The 15,539-nt window shown below is 62.5% G+C and carries 15 protein-coding genes; 3 read left to right on the plus strand and 12 right to left on the minus strand.

Annotated elements, in window-relative coordinates; all coding sequences use genetic code 11:
- Nucleotides 1–175: 175 nt before the first annotated feature.
- The 3 genes from ACO2RV_RS18495 to ACO2RV_RS18505 are packed head-to-tail and all read right to left on the minus strand — an operon-like array spanning nt 176 to nt 4,163.
- On the minus strand, nt 176–628 hold the full coding sequence (locus ACO2RV_RS18495; protein WP_393981477.1) for an MgtC/SapB family protein: 453 nt from the start codon (nt 626–628) through the stop codon (nt 176–178).
- The gene (locus ACO2RV_RS18500) at nt 625–2,772 is read right to left on the minus strand and encodes a heavy metal translocating P-type ATPase (protein WP_393981475.1); all 2,148 of its coding nucleotides are present in this window, start codon (nt 2,770–2,772) and stop codon (nt 625–627) included. Before ACO2RV_RS18500 ends, ACO2RV_RS18495 begins: the two co-directional genes overlap by 4 nt.
- Before the next feature lie 8 nt (nt 2,773–2,780).
- Entirely contained in the window at nt 2,781–4,163 is a 1,383-nt protein-coding gene (locus tag ACO2RV_RS18505; RefSeq protein WP_393981473.1) for a phenylacetate--CoA ligase family protein, read from the minus strand.
- A 76-nt stretch (nt 4,164–4,239) separates the two neighbouring features.
- Between ACO2RV_RS18505 and ACO2RV_RS18510 the strand changes: the two genes are divergently transcribed.
- A complete protein-coding gene (locus tag ACO2RV_RS18510; RefSeq protein ID WP_393981471.1) occupies nt 4,240–4,710 on the plus strand; it encodes a MerR family transcriptional regulator in 471 nt (156 codons plus the stop codon).
- Between the two features lie 78 nt (nt 4,711–4,788).
- On the opposite strand, the gene ACO2RV_RS18515 is transcribed toward ACO2RV_RS18510, so the two are convergent.
- From ACO2RV_RS18515 to ACO2RV_RS18535, 5 genes are all read right to left on the minus strand, one after another.
- Nucleotides 4,789–5,040 carry a hypothetical protein gene (locus ACO2RV_RS18515; protein ID WP_393981469.1) on the minus strand — a complete coding sequence of 84 codons (252 nt, stop codon included), beginning with the start codon at nt 5,038–5,040 and terminating at the stop codon, nt 4,789–4,791.
- Nucleotides 5,041–5,063: 23 nt separating this feature from the next.
- Nucleotides 5,064–5,936 carry an undecaprenyl-diphosphatase UppP gene (uppP, locus tag ACO2RV_RS18520; RefSeq protein WP_393981467.1) on the minus strand — a complete coding sequence of 291 codons (873 nt, stop codon included), beginning with the start codon at nt 5,934–5,936 and terminating at the stop codon, nt 5,064–5,066.
- A gap of 48 nt (nt 5,937–5,984) precedes the next feature.
- The gene (gene lspA, locus ACO2RV_RS18525; protein ID WP_393981777.1) at nt 5,985–6,509 is read right to left on the minus strand and encodes a signal peptidase II; all 525 of its coding nucleotides are present in this window, start codon (nt 6,507–6,509) and stop codon (nt 5,985–5,987) included.
- Between the two features lie 76 nt (nt 6,510–6,585).
- On the minus strand, nt 6,586–9,630 hold the full coding sequence (locus tag ACO2RV_RS18530; protein WP_423295683.1) for a heavy metal translocating P-type ATPase: 3,045 nt from the start codon (nt 9,628–9,630) through the stop codon (nt 6,586–6,588).
- A 320-nt stretch (nt 9,631–9,950) separates the two neighbouring features.
- Nucleotides 9,951–11,924, minus strand: a complete 1,974-nt coding sequence (locus tag ACO2RV_RS18535; protein WP_423295685.1) for an FTR1 family protein — start codon at nt 11,922–11,924, stop codon at nt 9,951–9,953.
- A gap of 230 nt (nt 11,925–12,154) precedes the next feature.
- Here ACO2RV_RS18535 and ACO2RV_RS18540 point away from each other — a divergent pair, with 230 nt between their 5' ends.
- Nucleotides 12,155–12,505, plus strand: coding sequence for an ArsR/SmtB family transcription factor (locus ACO2RV_RS18540; RefSeq protein WP_393981461.1), 351 nt, complete (start codon nt 12,155–12,157; stop codon nt 12,503–12,505).
- Between the two features lie 33 nt (nt 12,506–12,538).
- On the opposite strand, the gene ACO2RV_RS18545 is transcribed toward ACO2RV_RS18540, so the two are convergent.
- From ACO2RV_RS18545 to ACO2RV_RS18560, 4 genes are all read right to left on the minus strand, one after another.
- Nucleotides 12,539–12,925: a DUF302 domain-containing protein gene (locus ACO2RV_RS18545; RefSeq protein ID WP_393981459.1), complete on the minus strand. Its 387-nt coding sequence runs from the start codon at nt 12,923–12,925 to the stop codon at nt 12,539–12,541.
- 70 nt (nt 12,926–12,995) lie between these two features.
- On the minus strand, nt 12,996–13,694 hold the full coding sequence (locus ACO2RV_RS18550) for a c-type cytochrome (protein WP_393981457.1): 699 nt from the start codon (nt 13,692–13,694) through the stop codon (nt 12,996–12,998).
- Between the two features lie 84 nt (nt 13,695–13,778).
- Nucleotides 13,779–14,039, minus strand: coding sequence for an SHOCT domain-containing protein (locus ACO2RV_RS18555; RefSeq protein ID WP_393981455.1), 261 nt, complete (start codon nt 14,037–14,039; stop codon nt 13,779–13,781).
- Nucleotides 14,026–14,517 carry a hypothetical protein gene (locus tag ACO2RV_RS18560; RefSeq protein ID WP_393981453.1) on the minus strand — a complete coding sequence of 164 codons (492 nt, stop codon included), beginning with the start codon at nt 14,515–14,517 and terminating at the stop codon, nt 14,026–14,028. Before ACO2RV_RS18560 ends, ACO2RV_RS18555 begins: the two co-directional genes overlap by 14 nt.
- 473 nt (nt 14,518–14,990) lie before the next feature.
- Between ACO2RV_RS18560 and ACO2RV_RS18565 the strand changes: the two genes are divergently transcribed.
- On the plus strand, nt 14,991–15,533 hold the full coding sequence (locus ACO2RV_RS18565) for a Chromate resistance protein ChrB (protein ID WP_423295689.1): 543 nt from the start codon (nt 14,991–14,993) through the stop codon (nt 15,531–15,533).
- Nucleotides 15,534–15,539: the final 6 nt, after the last annotated feature.

Raw genomic sequence — 15,539 nt, forward strand, 5'->3', positions numbered from 1 at the left:
CCGATTACGCTATTGCGACGCGGTTGCGCCTATTGATCCGCAATAGACAGAATACATAGCTCGCTGCCTGACCTCGCTTCGTTGGCTGCTTTGCGTCAGCTCCGTAAGCACGCGCACGCCCGAGACGATGACGAGGAAGTTGCTCCCCTTGCACGGCACGCTAACGATCGATTTCTTACTCATGACGCTCGTCCCTTTCCGAGCGCCTGCGTGCCAATCGTTCTTCAAGGCGCAAAACTCTCTCACTAAGGAGGACGAGGGCAGCAACGATCGCGCACGCAAGGCCGACGAGGTACATTCCTGATCCGATCGCCAGGCCAATGGCGCCGACCACCCAAATACCTGCGGCCGTCGTCAGCCCATGGATGCGGTCACCTGCACTTTTGAGGATCATTCCCGCCCCGAGAAATCCCAGACCGGTCACCACGCCAGCCGCAACCCTCGCGGTGTCCGCGTTGGGAAACGCAGTGAGCGAAAGAAGGCCGAAGGTGGCGCTACCAAGAGCGACCAGTGCGTGTGTGCGCTCTCCTGCTGATTGCCCCGCAGCTTCCCGTTCAAGCCCGATCACGAAGCCGATCAGCGCGGCCAATGCCAGGCGTGCGACTAACTCAAGCTCGGGAGCGCTCATGATAAAGAGAGTCCTTTGGTGCGCAGCATGCGCAAGCCCGAGGCAATTACGAGGAACTCGCTCACCTCATGCGCGACCACCACGATCGGAAGGGAGAAGACGCCTGCGACGGCGCCGACGATCAGCGCGCCGATCACTACTGCCGACAGCGCAAGGTTCTGCCTGACGACGGCTTGGGTGCGCTTCGCGTGCCCCAGCGCATAGACGAGCTTGTCCAGGTCGTCCGCCATCAGCGCCACGTCGGCCGTTTCCAAGGCTACGTCGGTGCCGGCCGCGCCCATGGCGACGCCCACCGTCGCTTCGGCGAGCGCTGGTGCGTCATTGACGCCGTCGCCCACCATCGCGACATGACCGCGCTCCTCCGCAAGGGCCCGCACTCTCGCCACTTTGTCCTCCGGCTTGAGCTCGGCAAAGACCTCGTCGATGCCCACCTCTCTGGCAATGGCGCGGGCCGTTCGTGGATTGTCGCCCGTCAGCATGACCACGTTGCGAATGCCGGCCGCGTGCAACGCTGCGACCGCTCTTTGAGCGTTCGGCCGCAGGGTGTCGCGTAGGGCGAGAAATCCCCAGGCGGTCCGCTCGTCGCCGACGACGATGACCGTCTTGCCGTCGTCCTGCAGTCGCGTGATCTCGGCCTTGAAGTTTTCGAGCGGCGCGCCAAGCTGGTCCTCGAATAGCGCAGGACTCCCGATAAAGACCCGGCGCCCGTTCACGGAGGCTTCGGCGCCGGCGCCCCTCAGAGCCCGAAAGCCGATCACCTCGGGGACAGTGAGATCGGATTCGCGAGCCCGACGCACGATCGCGCGAGCAAGCGGGTGCTCGCTGTGGCGCTCCACTGCCGCAGCGATCGCGAGCAGCGCGTCCTCGTCGGACGGGCTTCCGTCGCTTCGGGCTGCTAGTAGAACATCGGTCACTTGCGGCTCGCCGCTTGTCAGCGTCCCCGTCTTGTCGAGAGCGACAACGCTCACCTTGGCGAGTTCCTCAACATAGATGCCGCCCTTGACGAGCACGCCATTGCGGGCAGCCGTGCCCAACGCCGCGACCATGGTGATGGGGATTGAGATCACCAGCGCGCAGGGTGCAGCAGCGACGATGAACACCGTCGCTCGCATCACCGCTTCCTGCCAGGACAGGCCAAGCACGAGCGGGAGCCCCAACGCGGCAAGGATGCCGAGCCCGAGCACGGCCGGGCTGTACCAAGCGCCGAAGCGCTCGATGAAGCGCTGGCTCCGGCCCCTCCGCTCCTGGGCTTCCTCGACCATCTGGATGATCCGGGCCAGCGTGTTGTCGGCATGCGTGCGTGTGGCGCGGACCTCAAGCGCCGCCTCGCCGTTGATCGTGCCTGCAAACACCTGCTCGCCCGGTGCCTTCTCGACGGGCACGCTCTCACCGGTGACGGGCGCCTCGTTTACGCTGGACGCACCGCTGAGGATTTCTCCATCGGTCGGCATGGCCTGGCCTGGACGCGCGATGAACACGTCGCCGACGCGCAGCTCCTCGACAGGGATCTCGACCTCCCTGCCGTCGCGGCGGACAAGGGCCACCTTGGGAGCGAGCGCCATGAGCGCTCTGATCGCCGAGCGCGTCTTCTCCTCGGTATAACCTTCGGCCGCCTCGGAAATGGAGTAGAGGAAGACCAGCATCGCACCTTCCGCCGGCTGCCCCATGATCGCCGCCACCACAGCGGCCACGGACATCAGCAGCTCGATGCCGATCTCTCGCTCGAAGATCAGTTCCTCGATAGCCTCGCGTCCGAAGAAATAGCCGCCGGCGAGGATCGACACGACGTAGAGCGGCACCGCGACAATCTCGGTCGCCGGCGCCATGCTCGCGAGCCAGCCGACAAGTAGAAGGAGGCCGGATGCGGCGGAGGTCAGGACCTTGGCGTTCCGCCACGGCTTCGGCAACGCTGGCAGCTCACGCCTCTCATCGGCCGGGAAGCCGACTTCGCCGAGCTGCCTTCGAATCTGTGCCGCCGACGTTGTGGAAGGATCGAAGCGGACGCGCACCTTCGCGGCCTTGGGATAGACGTCAATGTCGTCTATTCCCGGGAAGCCTGAGAGAGCTCGTTTGAGCGCCGCCGCGTCGTGTTCGCAATCCAGATTCGCCACGCGCCAGTCAGCGCTCTCAATTGTCGTGTTCATCGTTTGTCCTATCTCGACAACGAGTCGTTCGTTTGTGCGAGCGGGATGACCTCCCGGAACTTTCCGCCGCGACCCCGTTCCGGCGGTTCGCCACCGCGCTCGATAACGACGTGTCCAAGCCCGTGCTCGGCAAGCATGTTCCGCAGACCTGCTTCGGCCTCGCGCCAGACGGTGTCTGCATTCGCCGTCGGCGTGATTTGCAGACGTAATTCAAGTCTTTCCGGCTCGCTCTGCGCGAGCTGGAAGAGCGTGACTCCGCGGACAGCCTCGATCGGTTGGGTGAGCGCCAGCGGAGGCAGCCTGATATCGCCGCCCGAAGTCCGGAATGTGAGAACGTCCGCGGAGCGACCCTGTACGCGGATTGCGGGCAAGGGGTTCCCGCACGGGCACGGGTCCGGCCTCTGCAAGACGCTGTCGCCGAGATCGTAGCGCAGGATCGGCTGCACACGATTGGCGAGATTGCTGATCAGGATCGTGTGCGACTGCTCGCCGGGAGCGACCGGCCGATAATCGGCATCGACCGGCTCGAACGCCACCCAGTCGGCGTTGACGTGCAGCCAGCCTTCGCTGCACATGTAGCTGAGGAACATGCATTCCGATGCGGCATAGCTGTTGCCGACTTTGGCGCCGAACACGCGCGCTATCCGGCCGTATTCCGGTTGCGGCAGCCGTTCGGCCGATAGGGCCAGCAGCACGGGATCGATATTGAGCCGCCCGGCTTCCTGTTCGTCGGCCAGCATCGCAGCCATGCTGGCATAGGGCGTGAGCAGCGCCGGCTGGAAGCGGTTGAGCCGCTCGACAAGCTCCGCCATCGGCATGTGCGCGGAGAGCACCTCTACGCGTTTTCCGCGCCGCTTCTTCAGGCGTGCCGCGGCAACGGCCGACGCGAAATGGCCGCCCGTCGCCATAACCATCGCCAATCGCCCGCGGCGGGCGATGATGTTGAGGATGTCGCTCGGGCTGAGCCAGTCACCCATCCAGCGGAGCATCATGGCGGTCACGACCGCCATCGTGCGATCGTCGGTCAGGAATATCCCGCGGCGGCCGGTCGTGCCTGAAGTGGTAGCCAGCGTATATTTTCCGAGGAACCGCTCTCCAATCCGACCTGGATCGTCGACAACTGCCTCTGCCGCCTCGAGCGTCACGTCTCGATCGGTGCACCATTCGTCGAAGCGCTCCATGAGCGTCTTCTTGTCTGTAATGGGAAGCTGCTCGGCGCTTTCAACCCGATCCGGCAGATCACGGTACAGCTCACGATAGTACGGAGAGTTGGCCCGGGCGTAGGCGACCATGTCAGCGAGACGGGCGCGCTGGCGTTGCGCGATTGCGCCGGCACCGCCCTTTCGAGCGCGCCGTGCGTCCCAGATCAGGCCTATGACATGCTCGCTCACAGTCGTTCTCGGGTTCACACGCCTCTAGTCACTTGCTATACGTACATCCTGTAGCCACTACAGAATCAACCCGCAAATGATCACTATCGGAGCCTTGTCCAAACATACGGGCGTCAACATCGAGACGATTCGCTACTACGAGCGGATCAGGCTCATACCCCCGCCGCCCCGCACGGACAGTGGAAGACGCCTCTACGGAGCGGAGGACATCCGGCGGCTGACCTTCATCCGCCATGCCCGGGACCTCGGCTTCGACATCGCGGCCATCAAGACGATGCTCGCTCTGCAGGAGGTGCCCGAGGCGTCCTGCGAACGGGTAAGCCAGATCGCGACCGATCAGCTCCAAGCTGTCGAAAGCCGGATCCGCCGGCTACTTGGACTCAGGACTGAACTCACGCGGATGATCAAGGAATGCGACAACGGGAAAGTTGCGAATTGCCGCATTATTGAAGTTCTCGCTGATCCTCTTGGTGATCCTGACCTCCAAGAGAATCTGCAAGCACGAGGACCGCGACACCGCAGACAATCGCCGCGTCAGCGAAATTGAACGCGGGGTCGATGGTGGTCCAACATGTGAGAATCCAGGTAACCGACGACAAAGGTGGTCAAAGACGTTGCTCAGCGCTCAGCCAAGTATTGCTCCGAGGCCGAGCGCGGCCTGGGGCCACTTGCCGACGATCACTTCACCAGCTCTTGGACGAACCTGCGCGACGAGCGCGTTCCTCCAACGATGCTCGCGCGTGAGCGCCGCGACCCCGAAATCGTAGAAGGGAGTGAGCCAATGATACCCGGCGGCCGGCGTGTAGAGGGTTTTGCCCTCGGCGGCATTGTTCCCGGCGAGCTGGATTTCGGCTTCTTCTTCGTGTTTCGCGCTCAAGTGAAATTCCAAATCGGCGGCAATCAGGTGAACCGACCAAATGCCACGGAGAAGATGAGAAAGACGCCGAGTGCGCCTCGATAGAGCACGAAGGGCCAAGCGGAAAAGCGCTCAAGCACCCGCATCAATCCCCAAATCGCGAAGAAAGCGGAGATGGAGGCAACGACGAGCCCGACGAGAAGAATGGACCAGCCTTCGAAAGCCAGATGGGCTTTGTGAAGCTCCCAAAGTTCCTTGAAGCCGGCCAGGGCGATTGCCGGCAAGCCAAGTAGGAACGAGAATCGCGCCGCCTCTTCCCGTTTCAGACCAAGCGAAAGCGCAGCGGTCAGGGTAGATCCCGAACGCGAAACTCCTGGGATCAGGGCGCCGATCTGTGCGATGCCGACGATCATTGCATCGGTCAGAGACACATCTTCTAGTGTTCGTCTGTGGCGGGCGTAAATCTCCGCCAGCGCAAGGAGGATGGCCATGACGATGCAGGCCCAGCCGACGACTGTGAGGGTCCGCAACGGAGACCCGCAGGTATTCAGCATCCCGGACAAAGACAGGCCCGCCAGGCCGATCGGGATCGTCGCGAGGACAATCCAAACAGAGAAGAGAAAGTGTCGATCCCGAAAATCCCGATGCGCAACGGCGCGAAGCGAGTTCGTGGCCAATTGGCTCACGTCACCCCAAAAATAGCTGATGACGGCAGCCAGTGCTGCGAGCTGCATAGCTGCCGAGAAGGCGGAGCCGGGATCCTGCCAGCCGAGCAAGGCAGGTACGATCCGCATATGCGCCGTCGAGGAGATCGGCAGCAATTCGGTGATTCCTTGAACGACACCCAGTAGGGCGACCTTGGAATAGCCCAGCGCCACGAATCCGGTGTCCACGCCATTCGTACAAGCTTCCGTCATGCAGGTTCCTCTGTTGGCGTGTGGCGGTTCGAATGCCGGCCAAGGAGTTCAGTGCCGCGCGCCGCTCGGCAGCTTCTGAACGGGAGTCATCGACCCCACTGGCCAAAAGGCGCCTGTGATCAGCAAGACGACGCCGATCGTTATCATCGTGTCCGCCATGTTGAAGGCCGGCCAGTGCCAACTGCCGACATGGAAATCTAGAAAATCAGTCACGGCACCTTGACGCATCCGGTCCAACACATTGCCCGTAGCACCGCCGGCAATCAGGCCGAGACTGATCGTCTCCATTGGCTTTACGGTTCTTATGGCCCACACGAGAAGTCCGGCCACGATCACCATCTTGATTCCGGCGAGCACCAATGGGCTATCGACGAACAGCTCACGGAACATGCCAAAGCTGACACCAGTGTTGAAACCGAGCGTCAGATTGAAAAATGGCGCGATCTCGATCGTGCGCGGCGGCGCCATCACAACATTGAGGATCAGCCATTTCGTAACAAAATCGACCGCAAGGGCGGCAGCTAAAACACCAAATGCCAATGTAGTTCGTCGAATCAATTTGAGATACACCACGCTCAATCAGTCCTTCTTTTCGGCCATTCTCCGCGGCCAGTGCATTTGTGCTGGATCGCACCGACGCGGTGTCGGGCTACGCCGGGACCGTCTCGACGATGGTCGGGGCCCGAGGCCGCTGCGCCGAAACACCAAGGCCGCCAGGTGGGCCACTCTTTTGAGTGCTGGCCTGACCACGGTTGAGCAGGCGCAGGCCGTTGAGGACGACCAGCAGAGACGCGCCGACGTCGGCCGCGATAGCGCCCCAAAGCGATGCGAGGCCAATCACCGTCAGCGCTGTGAACAGCAGCTTCACTGCGATCGAGAAGGCGACGTTCTGTCGGATAATGGCAAGCGTTGCGCGGGAATGGCGTACTAGCCACGAAAGCTTCGAAAGGTCGTCCGCCATGAGGGCGACATCGGCCGTTTCAATGGCGGCGTCACTTCCCATAGCGCCCATGGCGATGCCGAGATTGGCACGCCCCATCGCGGGAGCATCGTTGACTCCGTCTCCGACCATCGCCACTGAGCCGTAGCGCCGCACCAACTCCTCGACCGCCGCCACCTTGTCGCCGGGCAGAAGTTCCGCCCGAACCTCATCGATGCCCGTCTGCTTCGCAATCGCCTCCGCTGTCGCACGGTTGTCCCCAGTCAGCATCACAACGTGTTCGATCCCGGCGCGGTGAAGCGCCGTGACGATGTCCTTCGCTTCCGGCCTGACAGCATCGGCAACGGCAACGAGGCCCCAGACGTCTTGACGATCGCCGACCGCGACGATGGTGCGACCGCCGTTCGAAAGCGCATCGGTACGCTGTACAACTTCTGCTGAGTTGATGCCTCGCTCCTCAATGTAGCGGCGCGAGCCGAGCCACATCTCGCGGCCGGCCACGCGACCGAGGACACCTCGGCCAGTGATGGCCTGGACAGCCTCAGCAGGCTCGACGGTGATCTTCAGTTCGGCGGCTTTCGCCAGAATGGCGTGAGCGATCGGATGTCCGCTGCGCGCCTCCAGGGCCGCAGCCAAGCCGAGGAGCTCCATTTCGCTGCGGCCTCCAAGCGGCACGATCTCGACGACCTGGGGCCGCCCTTCGGTGAGCGTGCCCGTCTTGTCCATGGCAACAGCTTTGAGCCGCGCAGGCGTTTCGAGATGAGTGCCGCCCTTCACCAGGACGCCCTGTTTCGCCGCGCCGGCGAGTGCTGCCACAATCGTCACCGGCGTCGAAATTACCAGCGCGCACGGACAAGCGATCACGAGGAGCACGAGAGCCCGGTAGAACCAGACGTCCCAGGCACCGCCCAACAGCAAAGGCGGAGCGAGGAAGATCGCAATGGCGAGTGTCATCACGACGGGCGTGTAGACGCGCGCGAACTTCTCCACCCATTGCTCACTAGGCGCGCGTCGGCTCTGCGCCGAACCCACCATGCGGATGATCTGGGCAAGTGTCGTGTCATTCGCCGCTTTGGTGGTCACGACCTCAATCGCACCCTCACCGTTGATAGTTCCGGCAAAGACTTCGTCGCCCTCTGCCTTGAATGCGGGGACGCTTTCACCGGTGATCGGTGCTTGATTGACCTCGCTCTCGCCCGCGATAACCCGGCCGTCGAGCGGCACCTTGTCTCCTGGCCGGACGATGATATGCGCGCCGACAGGAACCTCGGCCGCCGGGACATCGCGCTCGGAGCCGTCTTCGAGCTTGACGCGTGCTGTGGCCGGCGCGAGTTCCATGAGCGCGGCAACCGCACGCCGCGCGCGACCAAGACTCCAAGCTTCGAGCGCCAGCGCCAATGCAAAAAAGAACGAAACGGTAGCGGCCTCGAACCAGGCGCCGATGCCGATCGCGCCTGCGACCGCAACCATCATCAGCAGATTCATGTCGGGGCGAAGTCGCTTGCCCGCGAGCCAAGCCTTGGGCGCGACGTAGCGCGCGGCGCAGAGCACCGCGACCGCATATAGAACCATGCTCGGCAACGGGGTCGAGCCCAAAGCGTGTTCGCCCGCCTCGAATGCTGCGAAGACACCGCCTCCAAGCCAAGCGTGGACCGCAAAGCCGAGCACCGTGAACACGCCGCTCGCGGTCGTCAGCCACGACTGGACCCGCTTGCGACGCTCTTCGGCTTGCGCGGCCTCGCTGGTTCCGCCTTCAGTCCAGGGCTCGGCGCGCAGACCCGCGCGAGCCACCGCCTTCTCGACACGGGCTTCGAGCACGGAATCCGGCGTCACGTCGATCGACATACGGCCGTTGAGAAGATCGAACGCGAGCTTGTCTTCCCCAACCAGCGGACCGACCTCGCGCTTCAATGCCGCGATCTCGTCGGCGCAATCCATGCCGTGAATTCGAAACACGACTTGGCCGGGCAAGTGGGTCGGGATTGGGGGACTGAAGGCCTCCTGCCCCTCTGCGCCGCAGCCGCACGCCGCGCGTTCGTGCATGGAGGCGGGCTGGACCGAGGCGTCTGAGACTGTCTGCGGCGCCCATAGTTCGGCGCGCATACCCGTTCGAGCCACGGCCTCCTCGATCGCGGCGGACGCAGCCCGGTTCTGAGGGGCCACGGTCATCATGCCTTGCGCAGTGTCAAAGGCGAGTTTGTCCTCGCCGACCAGCGGCCCCAGTTCCCGAATGAGGGCCGCCACCTCGTTCTTGCAGTCGAGCCCACGGACGCGGAAAAGCAGTGCGTCGGCCATATCCTCTTCTACAAGCGCGGCGCGCATGCCAGTCGCGGCGACACGGGCGACGATTTCCTCGACCGTCGTCAGCCCTTGCGGCGCGACCGTCATCAGCCCCTTGGCCGTGTCGAATGACAACCAGGCCTCACTCTCGACCAGCGGACCAACCTCTCGCATGAGGGCCGCCACCTCGTTCTTGCAATCGAGCCCCTCGACCCGGAACACCAGTGCCGGTGCAAGCTGCTGCACCGGATTCCCCAGGAGATGTGCTTGCATGCCGGTCGTTGCGACCGCGCGCTGGACGGCATCAATCGTCGAAGCACTCGCCGATTGCACGTCCATGACCCCGGTCTGGGTGTTGAAGGACAACTTATCGCCACCGCCGACAAGTGGACCCACCGCCGCACGAAGCGCTCGGACCTCGTTCTGGCAGTCTAAGCCGTCGACCTTGAAGCGCAGCAAGCTTGACGTGCTCATCTCGCGGCATCCACCTTCATCATCGTGTCCTTCCGGTCCCGTTCCTGCGCGGTTCCCGAGCTTCTTCTCACTCGAGCCAGAACTTGCATACATCCTGTAGTCACTACAGAATCAAGATCGAATTATTACATTACGGGCTGGCGATCGCAGATGCGCGACCGCCATGACGCCGATCCTGCGCCGCGCCAAAGATGCCAACGCCGTCCGCCGCCGGGCGTCTCAACGGCCTCGCCACTCCGTCGAGCCATGTTTCGCGAACTGCGAGGCACCCCGCAGTGATTCGCTGGTGGTCGTGCTCCAAATTTCTGCAGGCAATGGCGTCAGGTCTCCCGTCCCGCGCCTTTGCGATTGAGCCAGAAACCCGCAACGAGAATTGCCATGGCTACCAGTTGCGCCACTACAGTCTCGGTTGTGGGGAAAAGCCCAAGCATCTGGATGCGCGGTATGCCTGACAGCGGCACGACACCCAAGATTCCCGCCTCCTGGAGACCCGCTATACCCTTTCCCGCCAACACGACCGCCAGGATCGCGATGAGGATGGCGCTCCAAGAGAAGAACTGGGTGATCGGTAGGCGCGTACTGTAGCGGAGCATGATCCAGGCCAGAACCGCAAGCAGCGCCGCGGCCGCCGCGGCGCCGCCCAGCATGGCCAGCCCGTTTCCCTGTGCCCAGAGCGCGGCATAGAAAAGGATGGTCTCAAAGACTTCGCGATAGACAACGACGAAGGCAAGCAGGAAAAGGAACCAGCCCGAACGCTTCGACAGGGCGTGCGTCATCTTCTCCCTGATATAGCGTTGCCAGGCCTCGGCATTGCTTTTCCCGTGCATCCAGATTCCGACCGTCACCAGGATGACCGCGGCGAAGAGCGAGCCGAATCCTTCGGTAAGTTCGCGCGATGCCCCGCTGATGCCGATGAAATACGTGGCCACAAACCATGTGGCCACACCTGCGGCCAGTGCCGCCACCCATCCGCGATGAACGAAACCAAGCACTTCGGTGCGTTCGGTCTTGCGGAGGAAGGCGATCATCGCGACCACGATCAGCAACGCCTCAAGTCCCTCGCGCAGCAGGACGCCGAATGCGCCGAGGAAGCTTGACACGCTGCTTGCACTTTCCGGCGCGAGCCTCGCCTCGGCATCGCCGAAGAGGCTGGCAAGCTCCTGGTTGGCGGCTTCGACCTCCGCGAGCGGGCGGCCCCTGCCGATCGCTGCCCTCAGCGCCCCCATCGCTTGTTCGATTCGTGCCATGAGCGCAGGATCGCGGGCGGCAAGAACGGGTTCGACGGGCTCGAAGCCGTCGAGATAGGCGGACAAGGCGAGGTCTGCGGCGGCCTTGCGATTACCTGCCGCATAAGCATCGAGACTGGCCTTGAGGCGTTCGCGGGTGAGAGCCAGCGACCCGCCCTCCCGCGTGGCAACCGCTTCGGGATGGTGGCGCAGATAGGCGGTCACGGCCTCCGCCCTTTGCGCACCGATATCGCCTGCGAGCGCCGCCGGCGTTGCGCCCACAAACGCCGCCATGTTGGGATAGCGTTGACCAGGCGAGGCATCATCGCGCCAAACCCTCTCGCCCCGGCGAATTTCGGAACTCGGATAGGCGAAGCCGCCAACGTAGAAAGCCAATGCCCAGCGGTCCTGGTCGGAGAGCGACTCGAAGCTCGCCATCGCCGTGCCGTCGAGACCTTGGGTGATGACCTGATAAAGGCCGAACAGACTGCGCTGATCGGCGCGAGCCTTGTCGCTGAACGCGATCGGCCGCGGATCGAGCCCGACCGAACCCGGGCCATGTCCGTCACCCGTTGTGCCGTGACAAGTTGCACAATTCTGAGCGTAGAGCGCTGCCCCGCGCGCCAGGTCCGGCGGCGCGGTAGGGGCGAGCGGCACGGGATAGGCAACGAGCAGGGCGGACGCGAGCGCCCTTGCTTGTGTCGCGACTTCATTGGGAGCCGCTTTGGCAGTGATCGCCGCGCGCAACGCACCGGTTCTGCGCAACAGGTCGGCTTTGCCGCTTTTTTCGGGCAAACTTTCGAGCCTGGTTTCTACCTGACCCGCGAACTCCACCATTTCCGCATATTCAGCTTCATTGCTGACCCGGCCGCCGGAGACTGCGCCGGCATAATCGACAGCGACGTAGTCGAGAAGCCGCCAGGCCGTCTGGACGTCTGCGTCGCTAGCGAGCGCCTGAGATGGCATGACTCCCAATAGGAGAGCCGAAAGAAGGGCTACCCAAGAGTAGCGAAAAACCTCTTTTGCGGTTTTTGGGCGGGGACGAACGGGACCATCTGTCAGGCGCATCTACGAGTCTCTAATTAAGAATCATTCGCGCAATAATCCTGTAGTCACCACAGGATCAAGCGCCAATGCATGTTGTCGTCCGATTTTCGGCTTGCACGGATCCTGCGCCCGCGTTGCGAGCGTCCAACTTATGACACTGGCTGTCATGCTGACCGGCTTTTGATATACGAGTCGGAAGCCGGCTGGCGGTCACTGACAATCGGTCGCCCGGCGAACTGGAGTAGCGTCACATGCGCGCGAACATCGCGGTAAGACTTACACCCGATTGGCTTCCGGATCTCGACGAGGAACAAGTCGTGGAGCTCGCAGAGCTTCTACGCCTCCTCGGAGAGCCAACCCGTCTGCGCGTGCTCCTGGCATGCTTGGCGCAATCCGGTTCTGTCGGGGAACTGGCAGAACGCACATCGCTTGCTCGCTCGCTCGTCAGCCACCATCTGCGCATGCTTCGAGCGAGCCGTTTCCTTTCCGCCACCCGTAGCGGCAAGCAGATTATCTACGCCCCCGTGGATGATCGTGTTCGATGCATCTTGGAGGATCTGGTGGGGCACGTCATCGAGGTCCCGGAGGAAAAGGACGAGTGAGGCCTCGTAGCAGTCTCAAGCGACCATCCAACGTCAGAGCCGGTCGATAACCAGCTTGAGTTTCCCGCGGACCTGCTCCGCCGCGCGTTTCAGCTCGGGATTGTCGATGGCCTGCATTGAAGCCACGGGATCGATAGCAGCCACCTCCGTTCGCCCCTCGCCGATGTCCTGAATGACGACGTTGCAGGGTAGCATGGTCCCGACCTTGTCCTCGATCTGTAGCGCCTCGTGGGCAAGCGTTGGGTTGCATGCCCCGAGGATGCGGTAGTTTCGGAAATCAATGTTGATCTTCTTCTTGAAGGTCTCCTTGACATCGATTTCGGTGATGATGCCGAAGCCCTCCTGCTTCAGAGCATCGGTCGCACGGCGAACGGCCTCATCGAAGCCGACTTTGAGTGTCTTGGCGAAGTAGTAGCTCATTCAACATCTCCAGTCTTGCCCATGAGGTTGGCCCGAACCTGAGCAGGCTCCCGTCAGATGAGGGCAACTCTCAATGAAGGCCGGACAGATATTCGGCCACGGCTCTCTTGTTCGTGTCATTCAGCATGACCGCGATGCGCCCCATCATCATGCCCTGTCGCTCGCCGCTGGAAAACCGCTTCAACTGGTCGACGATATAGTCCGCGTGCTGGCCATTCAGCCCGGGCGCGTTGCCCATCATTCCCATCATCGGCATCATCCCCATCACGGGCCTCCCTGCTTGCCGACGCGAGCCGTGGCACATCGCGCACGAAGGCGTCCCCTGACCTACGCCTGAGAAATATATGCGCTCACCGATGGCTGCTAAGCGCTGGTCCTTGATGGGGTCCGGTCGGACGCCCTGCCGGCTGTAAAAGCTTGCGGCATCGGCCAAATCACTGTCGGAGAGAGTCGCGACGATGCCGGACATGATGTCCGACCTGCGGGCCCCCGTCTTGAAGGCCCATAGCTGCCAGTAAAGATATGCCGGGTTCTGTCCAGCGAGCTTGGGGATTTTCGGATCGGCACTGTTTCCATCGCTGCTATGGCATGCAGCGCATTTCGACTCCGCAACGCGCTTCCCGTGCTCTGGGTTGCCCTCCGCTGCGGCGCGAGATCGACCGCCCCACCATCCCGCAGATCCCGAGGGCGTTTGCGCCACGGCAACAAGGTAGCCGCCCCCAGAAAGGAAGATGGCCAACCACAAGCTTATCAAGGGCGCCTTTCCCATGGCGTCTGCCTCCTCGACGAGACCACGGCGAAATCCCTGCCTCCTCGACGCTCGATTGCGCACGCGTGTTTGCGCGAGCTGCCCTCAACCGCCGATGTCACCCTTCTTCTGCAGGTACTCCTCGCGATCAATTTCACCCTTCGCGTAGCGCTCCTCCAAGAAGTCAAGCGCCCGCGACCGGCGATCTGGGGAGGGCGGGTGGTCCCGACCTCCCGATATGAACCGGACGAGCGCTACCGCCGCCAAAATGCCAACGATCAGAAGTAGAAGGGTGAAGACGCCATGAAATAGCGTCCATCCCCAACCCATCATCCCGTTCCAATACATGCCGTCACTGAACGACACGATAAGTGCCGGTATTCCGGTCGACGGCAAAGCGCTGCACGAGCGCGTCCTTATCGGTCGTCACGATGTCCGCGGTGATCGTGTTGTCGTTCCGCTCGGTGACGGGGCCAACCTTGACGCGGGGGTTGCCCGACATGGCGACCCAACGCTCGAAGTACGTCTTAACGTCATTAGCGGAAAGGTTCAGATTGGCCTGCTGGCCCATCATCATGCCGGGACCCATCATGCCCTGGCCCATCATGCCCTGGCCCATCATGCCCTGGCCCATCATGCCCTGGCCCATCATCCCGGGGCCCATGCCCATCATGCCGGGCCCCATCATGCCCATCATCCCCGGGCAACCGTATCCCCCATACCCTTGTCCCCCATAATACCCTTGCGCGTGCGCTTGATTCACGTTCACGACGCCGACCGCCCCTGCGGCACCGACAGCCACCAGGGCCACAGCCGCGAGCCCACCAACGATTCTTCTGTCCATTGCAGTCCTCCTTCTGGCTTTGCTTCTGGTCATGCTGCCGACCATAGCTCATAACATAGCTCATAACAACGTGCGTTTGTATGTTTGTGAGTTTGGTCTGCGCTCGTCCTTGATTTGGGTCAATCAGCCGGGTACTCCGGTGAACCCACCGGAAAAATACGTGGTTTCCACAGTGCTCCAAGCGGCCTGGACTTGCTCACGACATCCGGTCGCGGCGCTCACAATCTGCGCAGGATAACTCCTGTACCGGCTACAGGATCAAGCGGGAGCTTCAAATGGCTTCCGTCCCGCGCGCCTCAGCTCGCCTGACAATCGGCTATGCGATAGGCTGTGCGATAGCGGCAATTGCCGACCCCTGCGAGCAGGCCCCCGATGCCATACGGGCCAAGTAGCACCGGGCACGCCGCTTCGGTCCCAGCGTCGCGCTAAACGGTACGCTTGATATGTAACGGTCGTAACAATATGATGTAGCCATGGCTACTCCATCGTGGCTACTCTTGACCTACAAGGTCCCGCCCGATCCCGCGGCCAAGCGGATCGCGCTGTGGCGGCGCCTGAAGGGCATGGGCGCCGTCTATCTGCAGAACGGCGTCTGTCTTCTGCCCAAGACCGATGACCATGTCCGCCGGCTGAAGATGCTGGAAAACGATGCTTCCGAGATGGGAGGCGAATCCGTGATCCTGGAGACGGTCGCGCTCGACCGAGTCCAAGAGGACAAGGTCGTCGCCCGCTTTAAGGCAGATCGGGATGAAGCCTATCGCGAGTTCATCGACAAGTGCGCCGATTTCGAGGCCGAGATCGCCAAGGAGCGGGCGGCAAACCACTACACCTATGCCGAACTCGAGGAGAATGATGTCGACCTGAAGAAGCTCCGGGGCTGGTTCGACAAGATCCGCAAGCTCGACTTCTATGGTGCGACGCTTGCAGCCGAAGCCGAGGATCGGCTGCACGCCTGCGAGGCGCTGCTCGACGCCTATGCTCGGCAGGTCTTCGACGCACACGATGAGAATCAGTGAGAGGGG

It is taken from the genome of Ancylobacter sp. VNQ12 (assembly GCF_049445835.1).
Classification (GTDB): Bacteria; Pseudomonadota; Alphaproteobacteria; order Rhizobiales; family Xanthobacteraceae; genus Ancylobacter.

Bases quoted from the DNA above. Each gene is read 5' to 3' on its own strand.
- ACO2RV_RS18565 (WP_423295689.1), top strand. From the start codon at position 14,991: ATGGCTACTCCATCGTGGCTACTCTTGACCTACAAGGTCCCGCCCGAT.
- uppP (WP_393981467.1), bottom strand. From the start codon at position 5,936: ATGACGGAAGCTTGTACGAATGGCGTGGACACCGGATTCGTGGCGCTG.
- ACO2RV_RS18545 (WP_393981459.1), bottom strand. From the start codon at position 12,925: ATGAGCTACTACTTCGCCAAGACACTCAAAGTCGGCTTCGATGAGGCC.
- ACO2RV_RS18535 (WP_423295685.1), bottom strand. From the start codon at position 11,924: ATGCGCCTGACAGATGGTCCCGTTCGTCCCCGCCCAAAAACCGCAAAA.
- ACO2RV_RS18500 (WP_393981475.1), bottom strand. From the start codon at position 2,772: ATGAACACGACAATTGAGAGCGCTGACTGGCGCGTGGCGAATCTGGAT.
- ACO2RV_RS18510 (WP_393981471.1), top strand. From the start codon at position 4,240: ATGATCACTATCGGAGCCTTGTCCAAACATACGGGCGTCAACATCGAG.
- ACO2RV_RS18550 (WP_393981457.1), bottom strand. From the start codon at position 13,694: ATGGGAAAGGCGCCCTTGATAAGCTTGTGGTTGGCCATCTTCCTTTCT.
- ACO2RV_RS18530 (WP_423295683.1), bottom strand. From the start codon at position 9,630: ATGAGCACGTCAAGCTTGCTGCGCTTCAAGGTCGACGGCTTAGACTGC.
- ACO2RV_RS18540 (WP_393981461.1), top strand. From the start codon at position 12,155: ATGCGCGCGAACATCGCGGTAAGACTTACACCCGATTGGCTTCCGGAT.
- ACO2RV_RS18560 (WP_393981453.1), bottom strand. From the start codon at position 14,517: ATGGACAGAAGAATCGTTGGTGGGCTCGCGGCTGTGGCCCTGGTGGCT.
- ACO2RV_RS18495 (WP_393981477.1), bottom strand. From the start codon at position 628: ATGAGCGCTCCCGAGCTTGAGTTAGTCGCACGCCTGGCATTGGCCGCG.